Genomic DNA, 22,578 nt, shown 5'->3' with positions numbered 1-22,578 from the left:
GCTCGCCCCGCGACCTGCCAGTGCACTAGCATGCGCCCACTCTCCGGGGAATCGTCGCGCCTGCCATGTCACGCCTAACCGTTGTCGTGCCGGCCTATAACGAGGCAGCCGTGCTGCCAAGCTTCCACCTCCGCCTGAGCCAGGTGCTGGACGAACTGCCGTTCTCTTGCGACGTGCTTTACGTCGACGACGGCAGCACCGACGCCACCTGGGAACTCATCAACACCCTGGCCGCCGGCGACGCCCGCGTCGGCGCGATCAAACTCTCGCGCAACTTCGGCAAGGAAGCGGCGCTGACCGCCGGCCTGGATCAGGTCGACGCCGATGCCGCCGTCGTGATCGATGCCGACCTGCAAGACCCGCCGGAGCTGATTCCCTCGCTGGTGGAGCGCTGGCACGCGGGCTTCGACGTGGTCTACGCCACGCGCAACACGCGCCAGGGCGATACCGGCTTCAAGCGTTTCACCTCGGCCCTGTTCTATCGCAGCATGGAACAGGTTTCCGATATCCAGGTGCCGCGCGACACCGGCGATTTCCGCCTGCTGTCGCGCCGCGCGCTGGACGCCTTGCGCCAGCTGCGCGAGCGCCAGCGCTTCATGAAGGGGCTGTTCACCTGGATCGGCTACCGGCAGACGGCCGTCCATTACCTGCGCGAGCCACGCCAGGCCGGCGCCAGCAAATGGAATTATTGGCGCCTGCTGCAGCTGGCCGTCGAAGGCTTCACCTCGTTCTCCACCGCGCCCCTGCGGCTGGCCACCTGGACGGGCGTACTGGCCTCGCTGCTCGCCTTTCTGTTTGGCATCTGGGTGTTCGGCAAGGCGATGCTGCTCGGCGATCCGGTGCGTGGCTACCCGTCCCTGATGGTGGTGATCCTGTTCATGGGCGGCGTGCAGCTGCTCGCGCTGGGCGTGATCGGCGAGTACCTGGGGCGCAACTATGCCGAGAGCAAACAGCGTCCGCTGTACTTCATCGAAGAGCGTTACGACGCGCGTCCCAAGCCCTGAGCGGCTTTCGCCGCGCGCTTCACATCGGGCCAACACCACGTCCACGCGGCGGCGCTAGACTCCCTGCATGCGGCCGATCGGCGGCCTCCTGGGAGGTTCAAGCATGCGACAAGTCAAGCATTTGCTGGAAGGCAAGGGCACCGACATTTTCAGCATTGCACCGGACGCGCCCGTGCTCGAAGCGATCAAGCACATGGCGGAACGCCGAGTCGGCGCGCTGCTGGTGATGCGCGAGGATCGGCTGGTGGGCATCGTCTCCGAACGTGACTACGCCCGTAAGGTGATCCTGCAGGGTCGTTCCTCCGCGCAGACCGCGGTCTCGGAGATCATGAGCAGCCCGCCGCTGACGGTGGGGCCCGATACCGACGTATTCGACTGCATGCGCCTGTGCACCGACAGCCGCATCCGTCACCTGCCCGTGGTGACCGGCGAACGGGTCGTGGGTGTCATCTCCATCGGCGACCTGGTGAAGGAAGTGATCGACGCCCAGGCCGAACAGATCGAACAACTGCAGCGCTACATCACCAGCTGAGCGACGCTCAGGCTTTGGCGGTTTCGGCCTGCGCGGCCGCGTCCTCTCCGGCCCGCTGCTCCGGCAGCAGGTCGGGTGAATGACCGGCGCGCGCGGCCACCCACGTGGCTACCACCGCAACGCCCGCACCGATGCCGGCCATGCCGGTGGCTGCCATGCCCAGCGTACCCAGCACGCTCACGCCACTGGTGACCAGCACGTCGCCGAAACGCCAGATCGCCGTCTCCACGAAGTTCTTGCCCTTGTAGCGCGTCTCGCGCGGTACGCGGGTGTACAGCGCGTCGACCGCCGGCTTGGTCATGCCATAGGCGAACCCCCGTGAGCCGACCAGCATGATCGAGAGCATGGGCACCATGACGCCGAACAGGCTCACGTTGCCGATGCCTACGATCACCAGCAACACGAGCAGCACGAAGTTCACGATCGAAGGCAGCACCAGCCCCGGGCCCGCTCCCTTGCGCACCAGCAGCCAGCGCGTCAGCGTCAGTTGCAGCACCGCGCCGAGCAGGTTCGCGTAGAGATCCAGGTCGTTGTAGAACGAGGTGCGCGCCACCCGATCCGGCAGATGCGCCTTGGTGTAGTCGGCCATCAGCGCATAGGCCAGCGTGCCGATGCCATCACCCAGCACCATCAGCACCGCCATGTAGCGCAGGAACGGACGCGTCCACAATTCCTTGATGCCGGCCCACAGCGAACCGCCGATGGGTTCGTCGTTGCGCGCCTCTTCGCGGCAATCGTGTCGAGATGAGAGTGTCACCAGCAGGGTCAGCGCGATCACCAGCGCCACCGCCGAGACCACCAGCAATGAGGCCACGCCGATGATCTGCACCAGGAACTTGGTGACCAGCGGCCCGAAGATGGCGCCGGCCATGCCGCCCAGCGCGATCAGCGGAAACACGCGCCGCGCCTGCACGCTCTTGAAGATGTCCGCCATGAAGCTCCAGAACAGCGACACCACGAACAGGTTGAACACGCTGACCCAGATGAAGAAGCCCACGCCGAGCGTGCGAGCGCCGATACGATCCTGCGCCATGAAGGCCGGCACGAAGGCAAGCAGGCAGGCGACGAAGAAGCTGTAGCTCCAGCCGAGCAGTCGCTTGCGCGAAAAATGCGAGACCAGCGCGCCGAACACCGGCGTCAGCAACAGCATCACGCCGAAGGTGCTGGCGTAGAACAAGGGCAGCGATTGGGATCCGACGGCGCCGCTGAGCTGGTCGCGCACAGGCCGGATGATGTAGTAAGCCGTCATCACGAAGAAGAACGCCACTGCCGAGAGGATCGACGCGAGGCCTTCGTTCGCTGCGGCGGGTCGGGGGGTATTCACCGGCGTTTCCAGCGGGGGTCCGTCACAGACTAGCATGCGGCCTAGCGAACGCCGACAAGGACCGGGGGATCAGGATGGCATACGACATCATCATCGTCGGCGCGGGCTCGGCCGGTTGCGTGCTGGCCAACCGCTTGAGCGCGAACGGTAGCAAGCGCGTGCTGCTGCTCGAAGCCGGGCCTTCGGACTGGCACCCGCTCATCCATATGCCGGCGGGCATTGCACGCTTGGCCAACAACCGCCACCTCAACTGGAACTACCGCACCGAACCGCAGGCGCAGTTGCATGACCGCACGCTGTGGTGGCCGCGCGGCAAGACGCTGGGCGGTTCCAGTTCGATCAATGCCATGTGCTATGTCCGCGGCGTGCCGGGCGACTACGATCGCTGGGCGCAGGCCACCGGTGACGCGCGCTGGTCATGGGAGCAAGTGTTGCCGTGGTTCCTGCACAGCGAAGACAACACGCGCGGCGCCAGCAGCCTGCATGGCAGCGGTGGTCCGCTGGGCGTCAGCGACCTTCGGTATCGCAACCCGCTGTCGGAGGTATTCATCGACAGCGCCCTAAGCGCCGGCTACCAGCGCAATGACGACTTCAACGGCCCGAGCCAGGACGGCTTTGGCTTGTATCAGGTGACCCAGCGCCACGGCGCGCGCTGCTCCACTGCAGCGGCTTATCTGCGACCCGCGAAGGAGCGACCGAATCTCCAGGTGCGTACCGGCGCCCTGGCGGCGCGCGTGGTGATCGCCCAAGGGCGCGCGGTCGGGGTGCAATTGCAAGGCAGCGATGTACTGATCGAAGGCGGCGAGGTGATTCTTGCCGGCGGCGCGGTGAACACGCCGCAGCTGCTGATGCTTTCCGGCATCGGGCCGGCCGATCATCTGCGCGAACATGGCATAGCCGTGCAGGTCGATCAGCCCGGCGTGGGCGCGAACCTGCAGGATCACCTGGACATCTGCACGCTCGACGGCAGCACGCAGAAGATCACCTACGACCATCTCAACGAACTGGCGGCAGGGTGGCGCTTCCTGCGTCATCGCGAGGGGCCGGGCACCTCCAACATCGCCGAGGCCGGCGGCTTCGTGCGCAGCCGGCTGGCCACGGACGAACGCTGCGACCTGCAGTTCCACTTTGTGCCGGCCCTGCTCGACGATCACGGCCGCCATCGCCTGCCCGGTTACGGCTATACGGTGCACGCCTGCTACCTGCATCCGCGCAGTCGCGGGATGCTGCGCCTGCGCTCGGCAGATCCTGCCGAACCCATCGCCATCCACGCCAATTATCTGGGTGATGCCGAAGGGCACGATCTCCAGCGGATGATCGAAGGCGCCCGCCTGTCGCGTGAGATCCTCTCGCAATCCGCCTTCAACCGGTTTCGCGGCGCCCCGGTTTTTCCCGAACGTGCAATCGCCAGCGATGCCGAGTACGCCGACTTCATCCGGCGCAAGGCGGAGACCATCTATCACCCGGTGGGAACCTGCCGCATGGGCGGCGACAGCGATGCGCCGCTGGACAGCGAGCTGCGTGTACGCGGCGTGCAGAACCTGCGCGTGGTCGATGCATCGGCGATGCCCAGCCTGCCCACCGGCAACACCAATGCGCCGGTCATCATGATCGCCGAGCGGGCCAGCGCGCTGATCCTGAATGAAACCAAGCAGGCGGCGGGATTGTCCCAGTAGATCCATCCGCCATATGGGCAGAGGATTTTCCAGGTTTCCTGCGCTACTCTCCGCCGGCCGTCATGGATCGACCTGGCTCAACGCCCAGCTCGCTCCGAGCTGTCCTTCGACCCGCGTCACGCGACGCCCAGCCCATTCGAACAGCATGACGTTACGCACGCTTCCACTGCTCATTGCCGCCGCCCTGGGATGGGCCGGCACCCTGCCCGCCGCACATGCGGCGGCACCGGCGAACGACGCCAATGTTTCTGCGTCCTCGCCGGGCGTGCCTGCCGATCGCATGAAGGACACGCTGAGTGCTTACCAGCAGTGGCTGGGGCGCGTGGATCAGCGCAACGTGGTGGCCGGTTTGGCGACCGCCGTGGTGGCCGACAACAAAGTCGTGTTCGAAGACACCATCGGTTACGCCAACGCCGCCACGCGCGAGCCGGTGACGCCCGAGACGGTGTTCCGGCTGGCATCGCTATCCAAGGCGTTCGCGACGGCCCTCACGGGCGTGCTGGTGGGCAATGGCAAGCTCTCCTGGGATACCAGGCTCGTCAACGTGCTGCCGTTCTTCCGGCTCAAGAGCGACAGCGCCGCGCAGCAGGCGACGGTGCGCGACATTCTCGGCCAGCGTCTGGGCCTGCCCAAGAACACCTACGACAGCATGCTCGAGGACAACGTGCCCTATGAAGAACTGGTGCGCCGGCTCGACGAGGTCTCGCTTACCTGCGATGTGGGTCAGTGCTATGGCTATCAAAACATCGCTTTCAGCCTGATCGGCGACGTGGTCTATGCGCAGACCGGCGACTTCTTCACCCGCCAGGTCGACAAGAACATCTTCTTCCCGCTGGGCATGAAAACGGCGAGCTACGGTCGCGAAGCACTGGAAGCGAGCAAGAGCTGGGCACGCCCGCATCGTCCCGGCAGCAACGGCTGGATTCCGTTCGAGCCCAAGGATGCGTATTACCGCGTGGCTCCCGCGGCGGGCGTCAATGCGAGCCTGAAGGACATGGAGCAGTGGTTGATCGCGCAGATGGGCGGTCGCCCGGATGTGCTGCCGGCCTCGCTGCTCAACACGCTGCACGCACCGGAGGTGTCCACCCCGGTCGAGATGCATTCGGCGCCGTGGCGTCGCGCGCGGCTGGAGGATGCCTCCTACGCACTGGGCTGGCGCGTGTTCGATTACGAAGGCGAAACGATGATCTTCCACGCCGGCGCGGTCGAAGGCTATCGCACCATGATCGGTTTCCTGCCCCGGCAGCACGTGGGCCTGGTGATGATGTGGAACTCCGCCGACCCCCTGCCCGCCGGCCTGCTGCCGATGGTATTCGACAGCCTGCTCGGGCTTCCGCACGTGGACTGGGCGGGCATCGAAAGCGATGCGCCGGCAGCCAACACGGCCAAGGGCAAGACGCGCAAGAAGAGCAAGAGCGCGACCACGGCGCACGGCAGCAAGCGCTAACGACCAGCCCATGAAAAAGCGCCGCATGTTTCCATGCGGCGCTTTGCGTTGCCGGGCGCTGGCCGCCAGTGCGGTCAGTCATCCATCAGTTGAGCTTGAACACGATGCGGCGCTTGTCCTGCGACGACACCGGGCTGCCGTCCTGCGTGGCCGGCTGGTACTTCCAGCGACTCACCGCTTCGGTGGCTGCACGATCGAACACGTGACGCGGCTCGGCATCCACTACCTTGACGTCGTCCACCGTGCCTTCGGGCGTGATGGTGAAGGCCACTTCCACCCAGCCTTCCTGGTTCGCACGGACGGCGGTGGTCGGATAGCGCGGCGGCACGTTGCGCAACAGCACGGCCGGATGCGTACCGGCGGCACTCGCCGTCCCGCTGTTGCCGGCGCTGGCGGTGGTGGGCGAGGCCTGCTGCTGACGGGCCGCTTCCGCCGCCTGTTGCTGCGCCGCGCGTGCCTGTGCCGCACGCTGGTCAGCCAGCGCCTTCTGCTGGGCTTCGGCAGCAAGACGATCGGCATCGGCCTTATCCGACGCTGCCTTTTGCGTGGCCAGCTGCTGTTGCTTCTCCTTGTCCGAGGCCAGCTGCTGCTCGCGATCGAGCAACTTGCGCTGGGCATCGAGCTTGGAGCGCAGGATGGTCAGCGTGTAGTTCGCCGGGTCGGCCTTGGTGAGCAGATCGATCTGTCGCTGGGCTTCGTTGAAGTCGCGCTGGTTGATCGCCTGTTCGGCCACGCTGGCGCCCACCGGGAAGGTTTCGCGCAGCGCATCGGTGGCCACCGGGTTGCCGGGTTGCTTCTCCAGCACCTTTAGATAGAACTCGAAGGCGTTGTTGCCGGCCGGGGCCAGCAGACGCTGTTCGTTGACCGCCTTGCGGGCTTCCGAGAGCAGCTGGTTCATGCTCATGGCGGCCACGTTGACCGGTGGTGGCGGTGCTTCAGGACCCGCCTTTATCGGCGTGGACGGATGCGCACCGACGTCGGCATCGACCAGGTCCTGGTGCGGTTTGATGATGAGGAACCATGAAGCTGCGGCAAGGACGGCAACGACAGCAACAATGGCAATGGCAGCGGGCCGAATGGCCCCACGCGCGTGGCTACGCGCATGACGTTTGTTTCGGGTATCCATGATCTCTCACCGAGTGGCATCAGATACCCGCGCTTTTTCCCCCTGTGAATCCAGGAGCGGCAGCCTCCCCAGGCCACCGCGGCGCGGATGTGTGAAAGGTAACCGTAATGCAGCACTACGGCAAATCGGTCGTCGTGTCGGCGACTAGCCGCACATCGCGTCGTATCGGGCTTGCTCGGGCGTCGCTGACGCCTGACCGTCGTCGCTAGGAAATTTTCTTACCCAAGATTCCGCCGAGGTAAGGCTCTCTGTCTCCTGTAGGAGCGCACTTGTGCGCGACAACCCTACGGAGCCGTGCCCCCGGTCGCGCACAAGTGCGCTCCTACAGAGTTTTTCAGGCCCCACAAACGAAGCGTCCCGGCAAGGGCCGGGACGAGTCGCTCTTTCGAAGGACTCTCCCCGCGCTGGGCACCGCGGGGAGAAAAGTCGTTCTTGCTTGTTATTAAGAGTAAAGCTTAAAGCTTACTTCTTGGCCTTGGGGGCCTTGGCAGCCTTGGGGGCCTTCGCAGCCTTGGTCGCCTTGACGACCTTGGCAGCGGCAGCCTTCTTCACGGTGCGCTTCTTAGCAACAGCCTTCTTCGCAACCTTCTTGGTCGCGACCTTCTTCACGGCAGCCTTCTTGGCAGCGGCCGGGCGCTTCTTAGCAACAGCCTTCTTGGCGACCTTCTTGGCAGCCTTCTTGGCGGCCGGCTTGCGGGCGACCGGCTTCTTGGCAGCGGTCTTCTTCACGGCGGTCTTCTTGGACGCCTTCTTGGCGGCCTTCTTTGCGGTGGCTTTCTTGGCAGTGGCCATAGTTCGTCTCAGCTCCTCATCAGTTGGCAGTGGTTGCCCAGTAAAAGCGTGCAGGAACGCCTCAACCAGCAGATCGCTGTTCGTGGCGTGCCGAAGATTGTTCACCTGACGACGGGTGCGTTCGTCAGACAAGGGCCTCAAAATGTGCAATGGGATCGAGACCGTGATCTTGCGTACTGCGCCGGCCTTCTCTCCATGATCGACATAAGGCTTGATGAATTTCGATGTTGCCATGGCACCCGTTCTCCGTGTTCCGATGCGAAAGCTATTCCTGAAGATTTCAGCTGTCAATTGATTTTAACCATTAAATCAATCCGTTTCATCCACCCCCGGGAGGGTCCAAACCCCCGCCAGACAAGGCCTTACGGGGGTTTGAAGGCATTTTCGTTTGGACGTCCATACATCCAGATGTTAATGCCCTTTTGATTACCTCGACACCGACAAAACCGCTTAAAACAAGCCATTTTGTCTTTTCCGTGCACAGCCGCCTGACAGACGTGCGTCTCACAAGTCGAGACACATCAACGACATGCCGGGGGCCTCCCCGGCACACCCCTTTTGATGAACGAAAGGCGACTGAATTTATTTTTTCAAAGACCGGTCCGGAGGGTCGTTCCGGACCGTCATCGGCAGGTCCGGAGGCGTCGAAGAGGGTCGACTCGCGACGCGACCCCGGCTTGCCGGATCGCCATGTTGGACTTCTATCGGCATGGACGGCGATAACTTCAACGTAAAAATCGACGCCTCCAATGCTCTCCAGATCGGTTCTTCGCGCGTCGAAAAAACCGATCCTGCGACTCAAAAAGAAGCCGGCCGCTTGAGGCGGCCGGCATCGGGTGCAGCATCGAACGTCAGGGCTTAGTGGTCTTCGTTTTCGACCAGCTCGGCGTAGGCGTCGGCGTCGAGCAGCTCATCGAGCTCGCCGCGATCGCTGGCGCGGACCAGGAAGATCCAGCCGTTGCCGAAGGCGTCTTCGTTGATGGTTTCGGGCTTGTCGTTGAGCTCTTCGTTGACTGCCACGATCTCGCCGGAGACCGGGCTGTAGATGTCGGAAGCGGCCTTGACCGACTCGACCACGGCAACGCCGTGACCGGCCTGCACGCTCGCGCCGATCTCCGGCAGCTCGACGTACACCAGGTCACCAAGCTGGCCCTGGGCGTGGTCGGAGATACCCACGCGAACCAGGCCGTCGTCTTCGACGCGGGCCCATTCGTGGGACTTGAGGAATTTCAGATCGCCGGGAATCTCGCTCATGATCGGATCCAGTCGTTGGTATGGGTCGTGGGTGGAGCGCCAATTCTAGCTGCCTTCACCCGATGGGCAACACGGGCTGCGCCCGTGCCGCATTGATGCCTGAAGTCAGATGCCTTCGCAGGGTTGGCCGTCGCGCACGAAGGGGTATTTCACGATGCGTACCGGCACTTCGCGGCCGCGGATATCCACGCGCACGTCACCCGGCTCGCCGACCGGAATGCGCGCAAACGCCACCGCCTTGTTGAGCGTCGGCGCAAAGCTGCCGGACAGGATCTCGCCGGCGCCGTTGGCGGTGAGCACGGCCTGACCGTGACGCAGCACACCTTTGTCGTCGAGCACGAGGCCGACCATCACGCGCTGTACACCCGCCGCCTTCTGCGCCTCGAGCGCCTTGCGGCCGATGAAGTCGCGACCTTCGTCCAGCGCAATGGTCCAGCCCAGGTTCGCTTCCCATGGCGACACGGTGTCGTCCATGTCCTGGCCATAGAGGTTCATGCCCGCCTCCAGGCGCAGCGTGTCACGCGCACCCAGTCCGGCCGGCGCGACGCCGGCGGCGGCGAGCGCCTGCCACAGGGCCACGGCGTGTTCCTGCGGCACGATGATTTCGAATCCGTCTTCGCCGGTATAGCCGGTGCGCGCGACGAACAGCGGCATGCCATGCGGACCCTGCGCCGCGGCGGCGGCGAACTTGCCGAGCTTCTTCATGCGCTCGTGATCCACCTCGGCCAGCAGGCCGATCACCTTGGCGCGGGCGTTCGGACCCTGCACCGCGATCATGGCGTAGTCCGGACGCTCCTTGACCTCGACATCGAACGCCTTGGCCTGCTTGGTGATCCACGCAAGGTCTTTCTCGCGGGTGGCCGCGTTCACCACCAGGCGGAAGAATTCCTCGCCCAGGAAGTAGACGATCAGGTCGTCGATCACGCCGCCCTGCTCGTTGAGCATGCAGGAGTACAGCGCCTTGCCCTGCACCTTGAGCTTGTCGACGCTGTTGGCCAGCAGGTGGCGAAGGAACTCGCGCGTGCGTGCGCCGTGCAGGTCGACCACGGTCATGTGGGAGACGTCGAACATGCCGGCGTCACGGCGCACGACGTGGTGTTCCTCGATCTGCGAGCCGTAGTTGATCGGCATGTCCCACCCGCCGAAATCGACCATGCGTGCGCCCAGCGCACGATGGGTGTCATTGAGTACGGTCTTGTCGGTCATCGCAGTCGTGCTCTGGGGAAAGAAGCATTATCGCCGGGCGCATGGATACATTCCAAGCCGAGCGCGCCCGCGCGCTTACCGTGCGTTGGCGTATCGGCGGAGGATCGTGCGGCGCAACATGTGAACCGCGAGCCAAGTCGAGCGACGACTGTTCCCGCTCGTCATTCCGGCGCAGGCCGGAATCCAGTGGCCGAGCAGCCCGGTTATCGCGACACACAAGACTGTCATCAACCCGCGGCGATCGTGGAGCAGGGCGACAACCGTGTCGTATGGCTACTGGATTCCGGCCTACGCCGGAATGACGATCGTGGGAGGTCGCGGCTAGCTCAACGCGGCGCGTGACCCTGCCCGGCGAGCAACTGCTCCACCACCTGCTCCGCCAGCTGCTCGGCCCGCAGGCCAGCCGTGAGCAGATGCAGCTCGGCATGCTCCGGAGCTTCGTATGGCGAGTCGATGCCGGTGAAGTTGAAGATCTCGCCGGCACGCGCCTTGCGGTAGAGCCCTTTGGGATCGCGGCGCTCGCATTCTTCCAGGGTAGTGTCGACAAACACCTCGAGAAATTCACCTTCGCCAAACAAACCGCGCGCGAAGCGGCGCTCGCTCTGGAACGGCGAGATCACGCAGACCAGCACGATCAGCCCGGCATCGACCATCAGATGCGCCACCTCGGCGACCCGGCGCACGTTTTCGACGCGCGCTTCGGCGGTGAAGCCCAGATCCTTGTTGAGACCGTGCCGCAGGTTGTCGCCGTCCAACATATAGGTGTGGTAACCGAGCGCATGCAGGCGGCGCTCGACCAGGTTGGCCACGGTCGACTTGCCCGCGCCGGACAAACCGGTGAACCACAGGCAGCGTGCCTGCTGACCCTTGCTGATGCTGCGCGCTTCCTGGTCCAGGTCGGTGTGCTGCCAGTGCACGTTGGAGGCGCGGCGCAACGCGAAGTCCAGCATGCCGCAGGCCACCGTGGCGTTGGTGGTGCGGTCGATCAGGATGAAGCTGCCGAGCGTGCGGTTGTCCTGGTAGGACTCGAACGCGATGGCGTGGTCCAGGTCGATATTGCAGTAGCCGACCTCGTTGAGCTCGAGGCGGCGGGCAGCCAGTTCGGCCTGGGTGTTGACGTCCACCTTGTGCTTGATCGAGGTGATCCGCGCGTTCACGGTGCGGGTGCCGATCTTCAGCCAATAGGCACGGTTGGGCAGCAGCGATTCGTCGCCCATCCACAGCACGTGGGCGGCGAACTGGTCGGCCACCGGCGCAGGGCACGCGGCGTCGGCGATCACATCGCCGCGGCTCACATCGACTTCGCGGTCGAAGGTGAGCGTCACCGCCTGGCCGGCCACGGCTTCAGGCAGATCGCCGTCGGCCGTCACGATGCGCTCCACGCGTGCGCGGCGCATGGCCGGCTGCACCACGATCTCGGTACCCACGGCGACGCGGCCACCGCAGACCGTGCCGGCGTAACCGCGGAACGATGCATCGGGTCGGTTGACCCACTGCACTGGCATGCGGAAATCCTGCGCCTGCGTGGCGCTGGTGTCGGCCGACTCCAGCAGCTCGAGCAAGCTGGGTCCTTGATACCAGGGCATGCGCGTCGAGCGATGACCCACGTTGTCGCCGCCCGTCGCCACCACCGGCAGGCAATGCACGGTGGTGATGCCCAGCTGCGCGGCGAGCTCGCGGTACTCATGGGCGATGGCCGCGTAGATGTCCTCGCGGCAATCGACCAGGTCCATCTTGTTCACCGCCAGCACCACCTGGCGGATGCCCATCAGGGCGCAGATATAGCTGTGGCGGCGCGTCTGCGGCAGCAACCCTTTGCGCGCGTCGACCAGCACCACCGCCAGCTGGGCGTTGGAGGCGCCGGTGGCCATGTTGCGGGTGTACTGCTCATGCCCGGGGCAGTCGGCCACGATGAAGCTGCGGCGTGGCGTGTGGAAGTAGCGGTAGGCCACGTCGATGGTGATGCCCTGCTGGCGTTCGGCGTCGAGGCCGTCGGTGAGCAGGGAGAAATCCAGCGCGTCCTCGGCTTCGGCATGCAACTTGCGGCTGTCGCGGGCGAGTGCAGCGAGCTGGTCTTCCGGCACCATGCCGGCGTCGTAGAGCAACCGGCCGAGCAGCGTGCTCTTGCCATCGTCGACGCTGCCGCAGGTGATGAAGCGCAGCAGGTTGGTGTCCTCGGTGAGCGTCGGGGTGGGGTCCATCGTGACCATCAGAAATACCCCTCCTGCTTCTTGCGCTCCATCGAGGCGCTGCCATCGTTGTCGATCACCCGGCCCTGGCGTTCCGAGGTGCGGGACGCGGCCATCTCCTCGATGATCTTGTCCAGCGTATCGGCCGAGGACTCCACCGCGCCGGTCAGCGGATAGCAGCCCAGGGTGCGGAAGCGCACGTCGAGCAGCTCGACCTGCTCGCCATCGCGCAGGGTAAAGCGTTCGTCATCGACCATGATCAGCGCGCCGTCGCGCGCCACCACCGGGCGCGGCTTGGCAAAATACAGCGGCACCACCGGAATGTTCTCGCGGCGGATGTAATGCCACACGTCCATCTCAGTCCAGTTCGACAGCGGGAACACCCGTACGCTTTCGCCCTTGTGGATGCGCGTATTAAAGGTGTGCCACAGCTCGGGACGCTGATGCTTGGGATCCCAGTGGTGCTGTGCATTGCGGAAGGAGAACACGCGCTCCTTGGCGCGGGATTTCTCCTCGTCGCGACGCGCGCCGCCGATGGCGGCATCGAAGCCGTACTGGTCCAGCGCCTGCTTGAGCGCGACCGTCTTCATCACGTCGGTATGCACGGCCGAGCCGTGGGTGAGCGGCGAAATACCCTGGCGCACACCGTCCTGGTTGATATGCACCAGCACCTGCACATCACCCTCGGCGGCCACCTGGTCACGGAAGGCGATCATCTCGCGGAACTTCCAGGTCGTATCCACATGCAGCAGGGGCATTGGCGGCCGGGCCGGATAGAACGCCTTGCGCAACAGATGCAGCAGGACGGATGAGTCCTTGCCGATCGAATACAACATCACGGGACGCTCGAAAGCGGCCGCCGTTTCGCGAAAGATGTGGATGCTCTCGGCTTCGAGGGCGTCCAGATGGGACATGGAAGGCATGCTTGGCGTCACTGTTTCCTGGGTCCGGTAGCGCCTGGGGGCGCGCGGTCAAGGGAGGAATCTAGCGGAAAACGGGCGCCGTGGCAGGCACGGCGTCGACAGGATGTAGCAAAACGCATCAGGCCCACCGCCGCTGACCTCACCATCGTTTCGTCACCTGATCTAGGCCACACTCCACTAAGATCGAGCTTCATGAGTACATCGATGGCGACAGGAAGCGCACAACTCGATGCCACGGCCACGCCCCCACGCCTGCGTGTGGCAGGCGACTGGACGCTGGCCCACTACGCTGTGCTGGAGCGCGCGGTCGATGCGCTCAAGAGCCGCCTTCATCAGACCACGCCGATCGATCTGAGCGCCCTGGGTGCGCTGGACACGGCCGGCGCCGCGCTGCTGGCCGGCCTGCTGGGCGCCGAACGGCTGGGCGACCTGGCCACGCAGGATCCGACCCTGCCCGCTGCCCAACGCGCATTGCTGCAGACCGTCGGCAAGGCGATGGCCAGCTACGTCAAACCGAAGGCCCGGCGTCGCCACAACACGGTGACCGAGCTGCTCGCGCGCATCGGCGCGGCGATGGACAACGTCTGGCACCAGCAGGTGCAACTGCTGGGCTTCATCGGGCTCACCCTGCAAACCTTTGTGCAGACCGTCTGGCGCCCGCGTCGCTGGCGCGTCACCTCCCTGGTGGCGCATATCGAGCAGACCGGCCTGGATGCCGTGCCCATCGTGATGCTGCTGACCTTCATGGTGGGCGCGGTGGTGGCCTTCCTCGGCTCGACCGTGTTGGCGGATTTTGGTGCCACCATCTACACGGTGGATCTGGTGGCGTTCTCGTTCCTGCGCGAATTTGCCGTGCTGCTCACCGCCATCCTGCTGGCCGGCCGCACCGCCAGCGCGTTCACCGCGCAGATCGGCTCGATGAAGGCGAACGAGGAAATCGACGCGATCCGCGCGCTCGGCCTCGACCCGATGGAACTGCTGGTGCTGCCGCGCGTGCTGGCCATGCTCGCCTCGCTGCCGATGCTCACCTTCCTGGCCATGATTGCCGGCCTGATCGGCGGCGGTCTGGTCTGCGCGATGGTGCTCGACATACCGCCGGTGATGTTCATCAACCTGGTGAAGTCCGATATCGGCGTAAAGAACTTCCTGGTCGGCATCGCCAAGGCGCCGGTGTTTGCCTTCCTGATCGCGGTGATCGGCTGTCTGGAAGGATTCAAGGTCAGCGGGAGTGCCGAATCGGTGGGCGAACACACCACCTCCAGCGTGGTGCAGTCGATCTTCGTGGTGATCCTGATCGATGCGCTGGCCGCACTCTTCTATATGGAGATGGGCTGGTGAACGCCGTCGCGAAACCGCAAGCCGCCGAAAACGTGATCGAGGTTCGCCACCTGGTGAACCGCTTCGGCACGCAGATCGTCCACGAGCACCTGGATCTGGATGTGCGCCGCGGTGAAATCCTCGGCGTGGTCGGCGGCTCGGGCACCGGCAAGTCTGTGCTCCTGCGCAGCATCGTAGGGCTGCAGCGTCCGACCTCCGGACGTGTGCACGTATTCGGCCAGGACCTGCTGAGCCTCTCGCCCGAGCAGCGCTCCCGCGTGGAGCGGCGCTTCGGTGTGCTGTTCCAGAATGGCGCCTTGTTCTCCTCGCTCAATATCGTGGAGAACGTCGCGATGCCGCTGATCGAACACGCCGGCCTCACGCGTCCCGATGCCCAGCATCTGGGTGGCGTGAAGCTCGCCCTCGCCGGCCTGCCGATGGGCACGGAAACCAAATTTCCGTCCGAGCTTTCCGGCGGCATGGTGAAGCGCGCGGCCTTGGCGCGTGCGCTGGCGCTGGATCCTGAAATCCTGTTCCTGGACGAACCCACCGCCGGCCTGGATCCGATCAGCGCGGCGGCATTCGACCAGTTGATTCTCACCCTGCGCGATGCGCTGGGCCTCACCGTATTTCTGGTCACCCACGACCTGGACACGCTTTATACGATTTGCGACCGCGTGGCGGTGCTTTCTCAGAAGAAGGTGCTGGTCGTAGGCCCGCTCGATGAGGTGGCCCGCTATCCCGATCCATGGGTGCAGGCGTATTTCCACGGCCCGCGTGGCCGCGCCGCCGAAGAGGCGCACGAACGCGACGATACCCCCGAGGTGAAATGACATGGAAACGCGTGCCCATCACGTACTCATAGGCCTGTTCACGGTGATCGTGGTCGCCGCCGCGCTGCTGTTTGCGCTATGGCTGGCCAAGTCCAGTTCGGACCGCCAGTTCACCGAGTACCAGATCGTGTTCAACGAAGCGGTCAGCGGCCTCTCGCAGGGCAGTGCGGTGCAGTACAACGGCATCAAGGTCGGCGCCGTCACCCAGCTCAAGCTGGATCCGCAGGACCCGCGCAAAGTGCTGGCGCGCATTCGTCTGGGCGGCGATGTTCCGGTGAAGCAGGACACGCATGCCAAGCTCACTCTCACCGGCGTGACGGGCCTGTCCGTGATCCAGCTCAGCGGTGGTTCGCCGACCAGTCCGCCATTGGAGTCCAAGGACGACCAGCTGCCGGTGATCGTGGCCGACCCCTCCCCGCTGAGCCAGATCCTTGCCAACGGCGAAGACCTGGTGACCAACATCAACGAAGTCGTGGCGAAGGCGAACATGCTGCTGTCGCCTGAGAACTCCGAACGCATCAGCCACACGCTGCAGCATCTGGACCAGATCACCGGCACGGTCGCCGACCAGCGCGAAGACATTCATCAGCTGCTGCAGCAATTGGCGCAGGCCAGCAAGCAGGCGAATGAGACCCTGGCTCAGACCAACCAGCTGGTACGCAATGCGAACGGCCTGGTCGACAACCAGGCACGCGCCGCGCTGGAAAGCGCGCGCAACGCCATGGCCTCGCTCGACCATTCCGCTGCGGATATCGACCGCCTGCTGACCGACAACCGTGCCGCCATCAACGGCGGCCTGCAAGGCTTCAGTGAATTGGGCCCGGCCGTGCGCGAACTGCGCGACGCAGCCGGCTCGCTGCGCGGCGTATCGCGCCGCCTCGACGACAACCCGGCGGGCTTCCTGCTCGGCCGTGATCGCAACAAGGAGTTCGTGCCATGAGGTTGCGCCTGCGCCTTTCCGCTTGTGCAGCGATCGCGCTGCTCGGCGCCTGTACCATCCTGCCCAAGGCGGAATCACCCGATGTCTACCGCCTGCCGTCCACGCCACTCCCGCGCGACAGCGCGACAGCGGTGAACTGGTCGTTACGGGTGGACACGCCCAACGCCGAACGCATGATCGACAGCTCGCGCATCGCCGTGCTGCCGCAAGGCAATGTGGTCAGCGTGTACCAGGGCGCGCGCTGGGCTGACAACGCCACGACCTTGCTGCGCAACCGCATCATGGATGCCTTCCGCGACAACGGCCGCATCGCCGGCCTGAGCAGCGACGAGACCAGCCTGCAAGCGGACTATTCGCTCGCCGGCGACCTGCGCTCATTTCAGTCGGTCTATGAGAACGGGCAACCCGTGGTGGTGATCCGCTTCGATGCGCGGCTGGTGAAGAACAGCGGCCTGCGCATCGTGGCCACGCGCCGCTTCGACATCACCCAGCCGGTGGGCGGCACCACCGTACCGCAAGTGGTTGCGGCCTTCGGGCAGGCCAGCGATGCGCTCGCCTCGCAGCTGGTGAGCTGGACGCTGCAGCAGCCACTCGATGGCCATGACGTGCGGACGAACTGACGCTACACGCGCTTCGAGGCATCCACCCAGCGAAAGGTGAGATTGATGCGCGGCCCGACGGCCGCGCTCGTCTTGGGCAGATCGTGCACGTAGCGTTGCTGTGTATCGCCCGCCATGCGCAACAGACTGCCGTGCGCCAGCTCGATCGCCAGCACATCGCCGCGCGTCGCTTCGCCGCGCGGCTTGAGCCGGAAGCGTCTGGCCTCGCCCAGGCTCAGCGAAGCGATCACCGGTTCGCGGCCCAGCTCGGGCTCGTTATCGCTGTGCCAGCCCATCGAGTCCTGGCCGTTGCGATAAAGATTGGCGAGCACGCTGTTGAAGCGCGCACCGCAGGCATCGGCCACGCGATCACGCAGAGCGCGCAAGGCTGGAGTCCATGGATGTGGCGCGAAGCGCGTGCGTGAATAAACGTAGCTGGCATCGTCGTCGCCGATCCAGCAACTGAGGCGCGGCGAATCCACCTCGCGTCCGAAGATGCGGATGCGGTGCACTTCCCACGCAATCGTCGAGCGCAGTTCGGCGAACAGTGCGTCCGCCTCGCCACGGTCCAGCCACTGCGGCCACAGCGAAAGCGCCGCGCCCGGCAGTGGCAGTAATTGCCAACCACCTTGCGTCGTTTGATCGAACAGGCTCACACCCGCCTCAACGAATCGCCGGGAATCCCGGTTCCACATCGAGCGTCGCGGCGCACACGGATGCCAGTTCCAGCAATCGCAGATCCGAACCGCGCGCACCCACCAGTTGCAGGCCGATCGGCATGCCGTCGGGCAGATAGCCCATCGGTATGTTCACCGCCGGACAGCCGGCGAGACTGGCAAAGCTGGTGAGGTCGGCCTGCGAATCGGGCACGGGGCCATCCAGCGGGAACGCGCCCTGCGGGGTGGTCGGCAGCACCAGTACGTCGATCTGCGCAAACAGGCGACGCATCTTCAAGGTGGCGGCATCGAGGACGCGATCGGCGGTCGCATAGTCGGCGGCGCTCTTGCCGGCGGCGTAGCTCAGCAGCCGACGGAAATGCTCGGACGCACGGTCGTCCGTGTTGGCCAGATCGGATGCGAAGGTGCCGAGCATCTCGGCCTCCATCAGCAACAGGCCGGCGCGACGCGTGCGGGCGAAATCCCAGTCGGCAAAATCCACCGTGCGGCGCTCACCGAGCTCGCGCGGCCATTTCGCCAGCGCCGCTTCGAACACCTCGATCACCTCCGGCTTCACGCCGACGGCACTCAGATTGGGCAGGAAGCCCGCGCGCAGGCGGCCCGGCTCCCAATCCGGCGGCGACAAGGCCACGCGTCGACGGCGCGAACGCGCATCGTCGGCGTCGTAACCGGCCAGCACCTGCAGCAACACCGTCAAATCATCGGCGCTGCGCGCAATCAGACCCACCGTATCCAGCCGCCGCGCCGCCGGCACCATGCCGCGCGCGGAAATCTCACCGTGGGTGGGCTTGAGCGCGTAGACGCCACAATAGCTGGCCGGGATGCGAATCGAGCCCAGGCTGTCTGAACCCACCGCAGCCACCGCGAGCCCCGCCGCCACCGCCGCCGCCGCGCCGCCCGATGAGCCACCCGCGGTGTAGCCGTGGCGATGCGGATTGTGCGTTGCACCGAAATGCGGATTGTTGGTGACCGCGCCCAGCGCGCCCTCGTCCATATTGGTCTTGCCGATCAAGACGGCGCCTGAAGCGCGCAGGCGCGACACCACATGGGCGTCGTCGGCGACCGGCTTGCGCCGTCCCGCCAGGCCGGCGCTGGTGGGCCAGCCGGCAACGTCGAAATTGTCCTTGAGCGCGATGGGAATGCCGTCAAGCCGCCCGATTACGCCGTCGCGGCGGCGATGCTGGGCCGCCAGCGCCTGCTCCTGCAGCATGGCCGAGCTCAGGCTCACATAGGCATTGAGCTGTGGATTGACGCGCTCGATGGCCTCCAGATAGGTCTCGGCCAGCCCCTGTGGCTGCACACGATCCACCGCCAGCCAGTGCAAGAGCTGGCACATGGTGGCGCGACGCAGGTCGAGTTCGCTGATCGGGGGCTGCAAATTCATTCTTTCTTCCCTGGGTCGCTTTTGGGGGGATTATCGCTATCACACATGAAGGGTTTGCAAGGATTCGGCCACCGTTGCCCCCAATGGCCCGAACCCGGACAATGCCGGATTACCCGTACCGTACGTCAGAGAACGGTAGGCATGCCGTACAAGATCAGCTGGAGTGAGCCGTGAGCGACCGCGAAATCATGGAATACGACGTCGTCGTCGTTGGCGCAGGCCCGTCCGGGCTCGCGTTCGCCATCCGCCTCAAGCAGTTGCAGCCGGACACGAGCGTGTGCGTGATCGAGAAGGCCTCGACCATCGGCGCACAAATCCTCTCCGGCGCGGTGATCGAGCCGCAGCCGCTTGACGCCCTGCTGCCCGGCTGGCGCCACAATCCGCCGCCGATCTGCGTGCCCGCCACCGAGGATGAGTTCTGGCTGCTCAGCAAGACCGGCGGCCGCAAGCTGCCGGTGCCCCCGGGCATGAACAACCACGGCAATTTCATTGTTTCGCTGGGCGCCATGTGCGCCTGGCTCGCGCCGCAGGCCGAAGCGCTGGGCGTGGATGTGTTTCCCGGTTTTGCCGCGGCCGACACCGTGTACAACGACGACGGCTCCGTCGCCGGCGTGCGTATCGGCGACATGGGCGTGGCCAAGGATGGTTCGCACAAGGCAGGCTACACGCAGGGTATCGACATCAAGGCCAAGGTCACCGTGCTCGCCGAAGGCGCGCGCGGCAGCCTGACCAAGCAGCTGATCAAGCGCTTTGCCTTGGACAAGGACAGCGACCCGCAGGGCTACTCCATCGGCATCAAGGAACTGTGGCAGCTACCGCCGGGCCGCGTGCACCCGGGCAAGATCGTGCACAGCTTTGGCTGGCCCGCCGACAATCACACCTATGGCGGCAGCTTCCTCTATCACCTGGACAAGGATCGCATCGCGCTGGGCTACGTCAGCGGCCTCGATTACAGCGATCCCAACTACCAGCCGTGGGAAGCGTTCCAGCAGTGGAAGAATCATCCGTCGGTAAAGTCCTTGCTGGAAGGCGGCAGCATCCTTTCCGCCGGCGCGCGCGCCATCGTCACCGGTGGCTACCAGTCGCTGCCGAAAGTTGAAATGCCCGGCGCCCTGCTGATCGGCGACACCGCCGGCCTGCTCAACGTGCCCAAGATCAAGGGCACGCACCAGGCGATCAAGAGCGGCATGCTCGCCGCCGAACACCTGGTGGCCAACCAGCTGAACCCGGCCGGCTTCGACGCCAGGTTGCGCGCTTCGGATGTGATGGCCGAGCTCAAATCGGTCCGCAACATCAAGCCCGCGTTCAAGAAGGGCCTGTGGTTCGGCATGTTGAACGCCGCATGGGAAACCGTGCTGCGCGGCGCCTCGCCGTGGACGCTCAAGAACAAGGCAGACTGGTCCTCGCTGCACAAACTGGGTGAGTACGAAGAGCCCAAGCGCGATTACGTCCAGCCGCGCGAACTGCCACCACGCGACCGCCTCGCCGGCGTCTACTTCGCCGCCACCGAACACGACGAAGACCAGCCCATCCACCTGCACGTCGCCGACACCAACGTGTGCGTGACCCAGTGCGCCGTGGAATACGGCAACCCGTGCACGCGTTTCTGTCCCGCGGGCGTCTATGAAATCGTCAGCGACGATGCCGGCAAACGCCTGCAGATCAACGCCGCCAACTGCGTCCACTGCAAGACCTGCGACATCAAGGATCCCTACCAGATCATCAACTGGGTCACCCCGGAAGGTGGTTCGGGTCCGAATTATCAGAATCTCTGATATCCCTGAGCATCAGGTATCGGGCATCTGATGCGTTGCATTTGACCAAGTATCGATCGGAACCCCGCCACCGATTGAGGCATTGCCAAATAGGCGTCCATATGCCTTGGCGTCAAGGGGAGGCACAACCCACACACCTCGCAAACGCTGACTGTGCCGCCTGGCCCATCGACGCAGTCCGGCACGCCAGTATCCCGACCAGATTTCCACACCCTGCCCTTCCCATTGCTCCTGCAGGTGCACGGGCAGATGCCCTTGCTCCACCAGGACCATCAGGGCTTGACCATCGGCGATCAGGTTATCCACTTCGATGGCCGCTTGATCTACCGCATGCTCATCCTTAAACACAAGCAGGAGCAACGGCTGACGAAGCACGGCCACATCCAGCGAAGCCCCCCACACAGGGTGATTTCGACGCAAGGTATCCCGCCAGCGCTCCAGGAAAATGTCTCGGTTGCGCACCTGGTAAGCCTTGACGCCGGATGCCTCTGACGTGCCCGAGGTGATTCCTTCGAAGTGGATCACCACTGCCCGCGGCTGGTACAGCACGCGCAGCCCCGCCTCCCGCACACGCATCGCGAGATCGGCGTCTTCGTAGTAAGCGGGACGATAGCGGTCGTCGAACTTTCCCAGGCGCTCAAAGAGATCCTTGCGAATGGCAATGGCAGCGCCCGAGCAGTAATCGACGTCGCGCACGTGGGTATAGCGAGGATCGAGGGCAGCATCGAACCGCCCATAGTTGCCACCCCGGCCATCGGCATAGAGAATGCCGCCCGCCTCTTGCAGGGACCCGTCTGGATAGAGCAGCTTCGCGCCAACGAGACCTGCATCGCGATGGCGTTCGAAGGTCTCCAGTAGAGCATCAAGCCAGCCAGGCTGCACGGCGGTATCGTTGTTGAGGAATACAAGGTATTCGCCACGAGCCTGCGCCGCACCACGGTTGCAACTGCCGATGAATCCCAAGTTGCTTGGATTGCGGATGTAACGAACGCCGCAGATTGCCGCGACGCGCACGGAGGTGTCATCGGAAGAGCCGTCGTCCACTACGATCACTTCATAGGGACTCGCATCCTCAGAGGCGGCCAAAGCGGCCAGACACCCCAGGGTGTACTCGACCTTATTGAATACCGGCACGATGATGCTCACCAATGGAACGTCGGCTTGCGGCACGGCGACCAGCGCAGCAATCGCCGCCGCATCGGGCTGAACCAAAACGTGTCTTGGCGTCCAGGGCAAGCGCCTCCGCACATAGTCGATGCTGCGGTCCAAGGTACGTAGAGCGCCGTCGCGGCGCAGACCCTGCCACGCGTTGCGCAGGGGCAGCGACCATCGAGAATTCATAGAAGAGGTTTCCGCGCGGGCATTTAGCTCATCCGCCATTCAGGTCGTCGTGCTCGCGACACTCGCTTCGAGCCACAACGAAGACCATACGGCTCGATTAAAAAGCGCAGTAATTTTAACCACTTGCAGGCAGGGCGACTCGAAGTCACAGTACTTGGTATACGGAATTCGTTTAATTGAATAGGTTACTGCCAGCATGCGATTATCGCATGTTAGGGCATGACCAGCCTTCTTTGACT

General features: G+C 64.6%; 19 protein-coding genes. 9 read left to right on the top strand and 10 right to left on the bottom strand.

Annotated elements, in window-relative coordinates; all coding sequences use genetic code 11:
- The first annotated feature begins 65 nt into the window (after window positions 1–65).
- Both AC1DE1_RS07645 and AC1DE1_RS07640 read left to right on the top strand, forming a co-directional pair.
- Complete coding sequence (locus AC1DE1_RS07645) at window positions 66–1,004, top strand: glycosyltransferase family 2 protein (RefSeq protein ID WP_477175264.1); 939 nt, start codon at window positions 66–68, stop codon at window positions 1,002–1,004.
- Window positions 1,005–1,107: 103 nt separating this feature from the next.
- Window positions 1,108–1,536, top strand: coding sequence for a CBS domain-containing protein (locus AC1DE1_RS07640; RefSeq protein ID WP_121877911.1), 429 nt, complete (start codon window positions 1,108–1,110; stop codon window positions 1,534–1,536).
- Between the two features lie 7 nt (window positions 1,537–1,543).
- Here the strand turns inward: AC1DE1_RS07640 and AC1DE1_RS07635 are convergent, their stop codons facing one another.
- Entirely contained in the window at window positions 1,544–2,815 is a 1,272-nt protein-coding gene (locus tag AC1DE1_RS07635) for an NTP/NDP exchange transporter (RefSeq protein ID WP_477175472.1), read from the bottom strand.
- Between the two features lie 119 nt (window positions 2,816–2,934).
- Between AC1DE1_RS07635 and AC1DE1_RS07630 the strand changes: the two genes are divergently transcribed.
- On the top strand, window positions 2,935–4,536 hold the full coding sequence (locus tag AC1DE1_RS07630; RefSeq protein ID WP_477175263.1) for a GMC family oxidoreductase: 1,602 nt from the start codon (window positions 2,935–2,937) through the stop codon (window positions 4,534–4,536).
- 145 nt (window positions 4,537–4,681) lie between these two features.
- Window positions 4,682–5,983 (top strand): serine hydrolase domain-containing protein, encoded by a 1,302-nt coding sequence (locus tag AC1DE1_RS07625; protein WP_477175262.1) that lies wholly within the window; start codon window positions 4,682–4,684, stop codon window positions 5,981–5,983.
- An 85-nt stretch (window positions 5,984–6,068) separates the two neighbouring features.
- On the opposite strand, the gene AC1DE1_RS07620 is transcribed toward AC1DE1_RS07625, so the two are convergent.
- From AC1DE1_RS07620 to cysD, 6 genes are all read right to left on the bottom strand, one after another.
- On the bottom strand, window positions 6,069–7,109 hold the full coding sequence (locus tag AC1DE1_RS07620; protein ID WP_477175261.1) for an energy transducer TonB: 1,041 nt from the start codon (window positions 7,107–7,109) through the stop codon (window positions 6,069–6,071).
- 462 nt (window positions 7,110–7,571) lie between these two features.
- A complete protein-coding gene (gene metJ / locus AC1DE1_RS07615; RefSeq protein ID WP_441604980.1) occupies window positions 7,572–8,135 on the bottom strand; it encodes a met regulon transcriptional regulator MetJ in 564 nt (187 codons plus the stop codon).
- A 624-nt stretch (window positions 8,136–8,759) separates the two neighbouring features.
- A complete protein-coding gene (gcvH, locus tag AC1DE1_RS07610; protein WP_046972737.1) occupies window positions 8,760–9,155 on the bottom strand; it encodes a glycine cleavage system protein GcvH in 396 nt (131 codons plus the stop codon).
- Window positions 9,156–9,260: 105 nt separating this feature from the next.
- A complete protein-coding gene (gene gcvT, locus AC1DE1_RS07605) occupies window positions 9,261–10,361 on the bottom strand; it encodes a glycine cleavage system aminomethyltransferase GcvT (protein ID WP_441604981.1) in 1,101 nt (366 codons plus the stop codon).
- A 326-nt stretch (window positions 10,362–10,687) separates the two neighbouring features.
- The gene (gene cysN / locus AC1DE1_RS07600; protein WP_477175260.1) at window positions 10,688–12,571 is read right to left on the bottom strand and encodes a sulfate adenylyltransferase subunit CysN; all 1,884 of its coding nucleotides are present in this window, start codon (window positions 12,569–12,571) and stop codon (window positions 10,688–10,690) included.
- Window positions 12,571–13,464 carry a sulfate adenylyltransferase subunit CysD gene (gene cysD / locus AC1DE1_RS07595; RefSeq protein WP_441604983.1) on the bottom strand — a complete coding sequence of 298 codons (894 nt, stop codon included), beginning with the start codon at window positions 13,462–13,464 and terminating at the stop codon, window positions 12,571–12,573. Before cysD ends, cysN begins: the two co-directional genes overlap by 1 nt.
- A 201-nt stretch (window positions 13,465–13,665) precedes the next feature.
- Between cysD and AC1DE1_RS07590 the strand changes: the two genes are divergently transcribed.
- Genes AC1DE1_RS07590 through AC1DE1_RS07575 form a run of 4 tightly spaced genes read left to right on the top strand, consistent with a single transcriptional unit; the run spans window position 13,666 to window position 17,183 of the window.
- Window positions 13,666–14,811, top strand: a complete 1,146-nt coding sequence (locus AC1DE1_RS07590) for an MlaE family ABC transporter permease (protein ID WP_477175259.1) — start codon at window positions 13,666–13,668, stop codon at window positions 14,809–14,811.
- On the top strand, window positions 14,808–15,623 hold the full coding sequence (locus AC1DE1_RS07585; protein WP_477175258.1) for an ABC transporter ATP-binding protein: 816 nt from the start codon (window positions 14,808–14,810) through the stop codon (window positions 15,621–15,623). The genes AC1DE1_RS07590 and AC1DE1_RS07585 overlap by 4 nt, the downstream gene beginning before the upstream one ends.
- A 1-nt stretch (window position 15,624) precedes the next feature.
- The gene (locus AC1DE1_RS07580) at window positions 15,625–16,563 is read left to right on the top strand and encodes an MlaD family protein (protein WP_441604986.1); all 939 of its coding nucleotides are present in this window, start codon (window positions 15,625–15,627) and stop codon (window positions 16,561–16,563) included.
- Window positions 16,560–17,183: an ABC-type transport auxiliary lipoprotein family protein gene (locus AC1DE1_RS07575; protein WP_477175257.1), complete on the top strand. Its 624-nt coding sequence runs from the start codon at window positions 16,560–16,562 to the stop codon at window positions 17,181–17,183. Before AC1DE1_RS07580 ends, AC1DE1_RS07575 begins: the two co-directional genes overlap by 4 nt.
- A 2-nt stretch (window positions 17,184–17,185) precedes the next feature.
- Here the strand turns inward: AC1DE1_RS07575 and AC1DE1_RS07570 are convergent, their stop codons facing one another.
- Complete coding sequence (locus AC1DE1_RS07570) at window positions 17,186–17,818, bottom strand: alpha-ketoglutarate-dependent dioxygenase AlkB family protein (RefSeq protein WP_477175256.1); 633 nt, start codon at window positions 17,816–17,818, stop codon at window positions 17,186–17,188.
- Between the two features lie 7 nt (window positions 17,819–17,825).
- Window positions 17,826–19,223, bottom strand: a complete 1,398-nt coding sequence (locus AC1DE1_RS07565) for an amidase (protein ID WP_477175255.1) — start codon at window positions 19,221–19,223, stop codon at window positions 17,826–17,828.
- Window positions 19,224–19,411: 188 nt separating this feature from the next.
- Between AC1DE1_RS07565 and AC1DE1_RS07560 the strand changes: the two genes are divergently transcribed.
- Complete coding sequence (locus tag AC1DE1_RS07560) at window positions 19,412–20,998, top strand: electron transfer flavoprotein-ubiquinone oxidoreductase (RefSeq protein WP_477175471.1); 1,587 nt, start codon at window positions 19,412–19,414, stop codon at window positions 20,996–20,998.
- Window positions 20,999–21,010: 12 nt separating this feature from the next.
- On the opposite strand, the gene AC1DE1_RS07555 is transcribed toward AC1DE1_RS07560, so the two are convergent.
- Window positions 21,011–22,378, bottom strand: a complete 1,368-nt coding sequence (locus AC1DE1_RS07555; protein ID WP_477175254.1) for a glycosyltransferase family 2 protein — start codon at window positions 22,376–22,378, stop codon at window positions 21,011–21,013.
- Window positions 22,379–22,578: the final 200 nt, after the last annotated feature.

The sequence above is a fragment of the Dyella sp. 05T440 genome, assembly GCF_056395965.1.
Note: the sequence above shows the minus strand (reverse complement) of the source record. Positions and strands in the feature narration are given on the sequence as shown.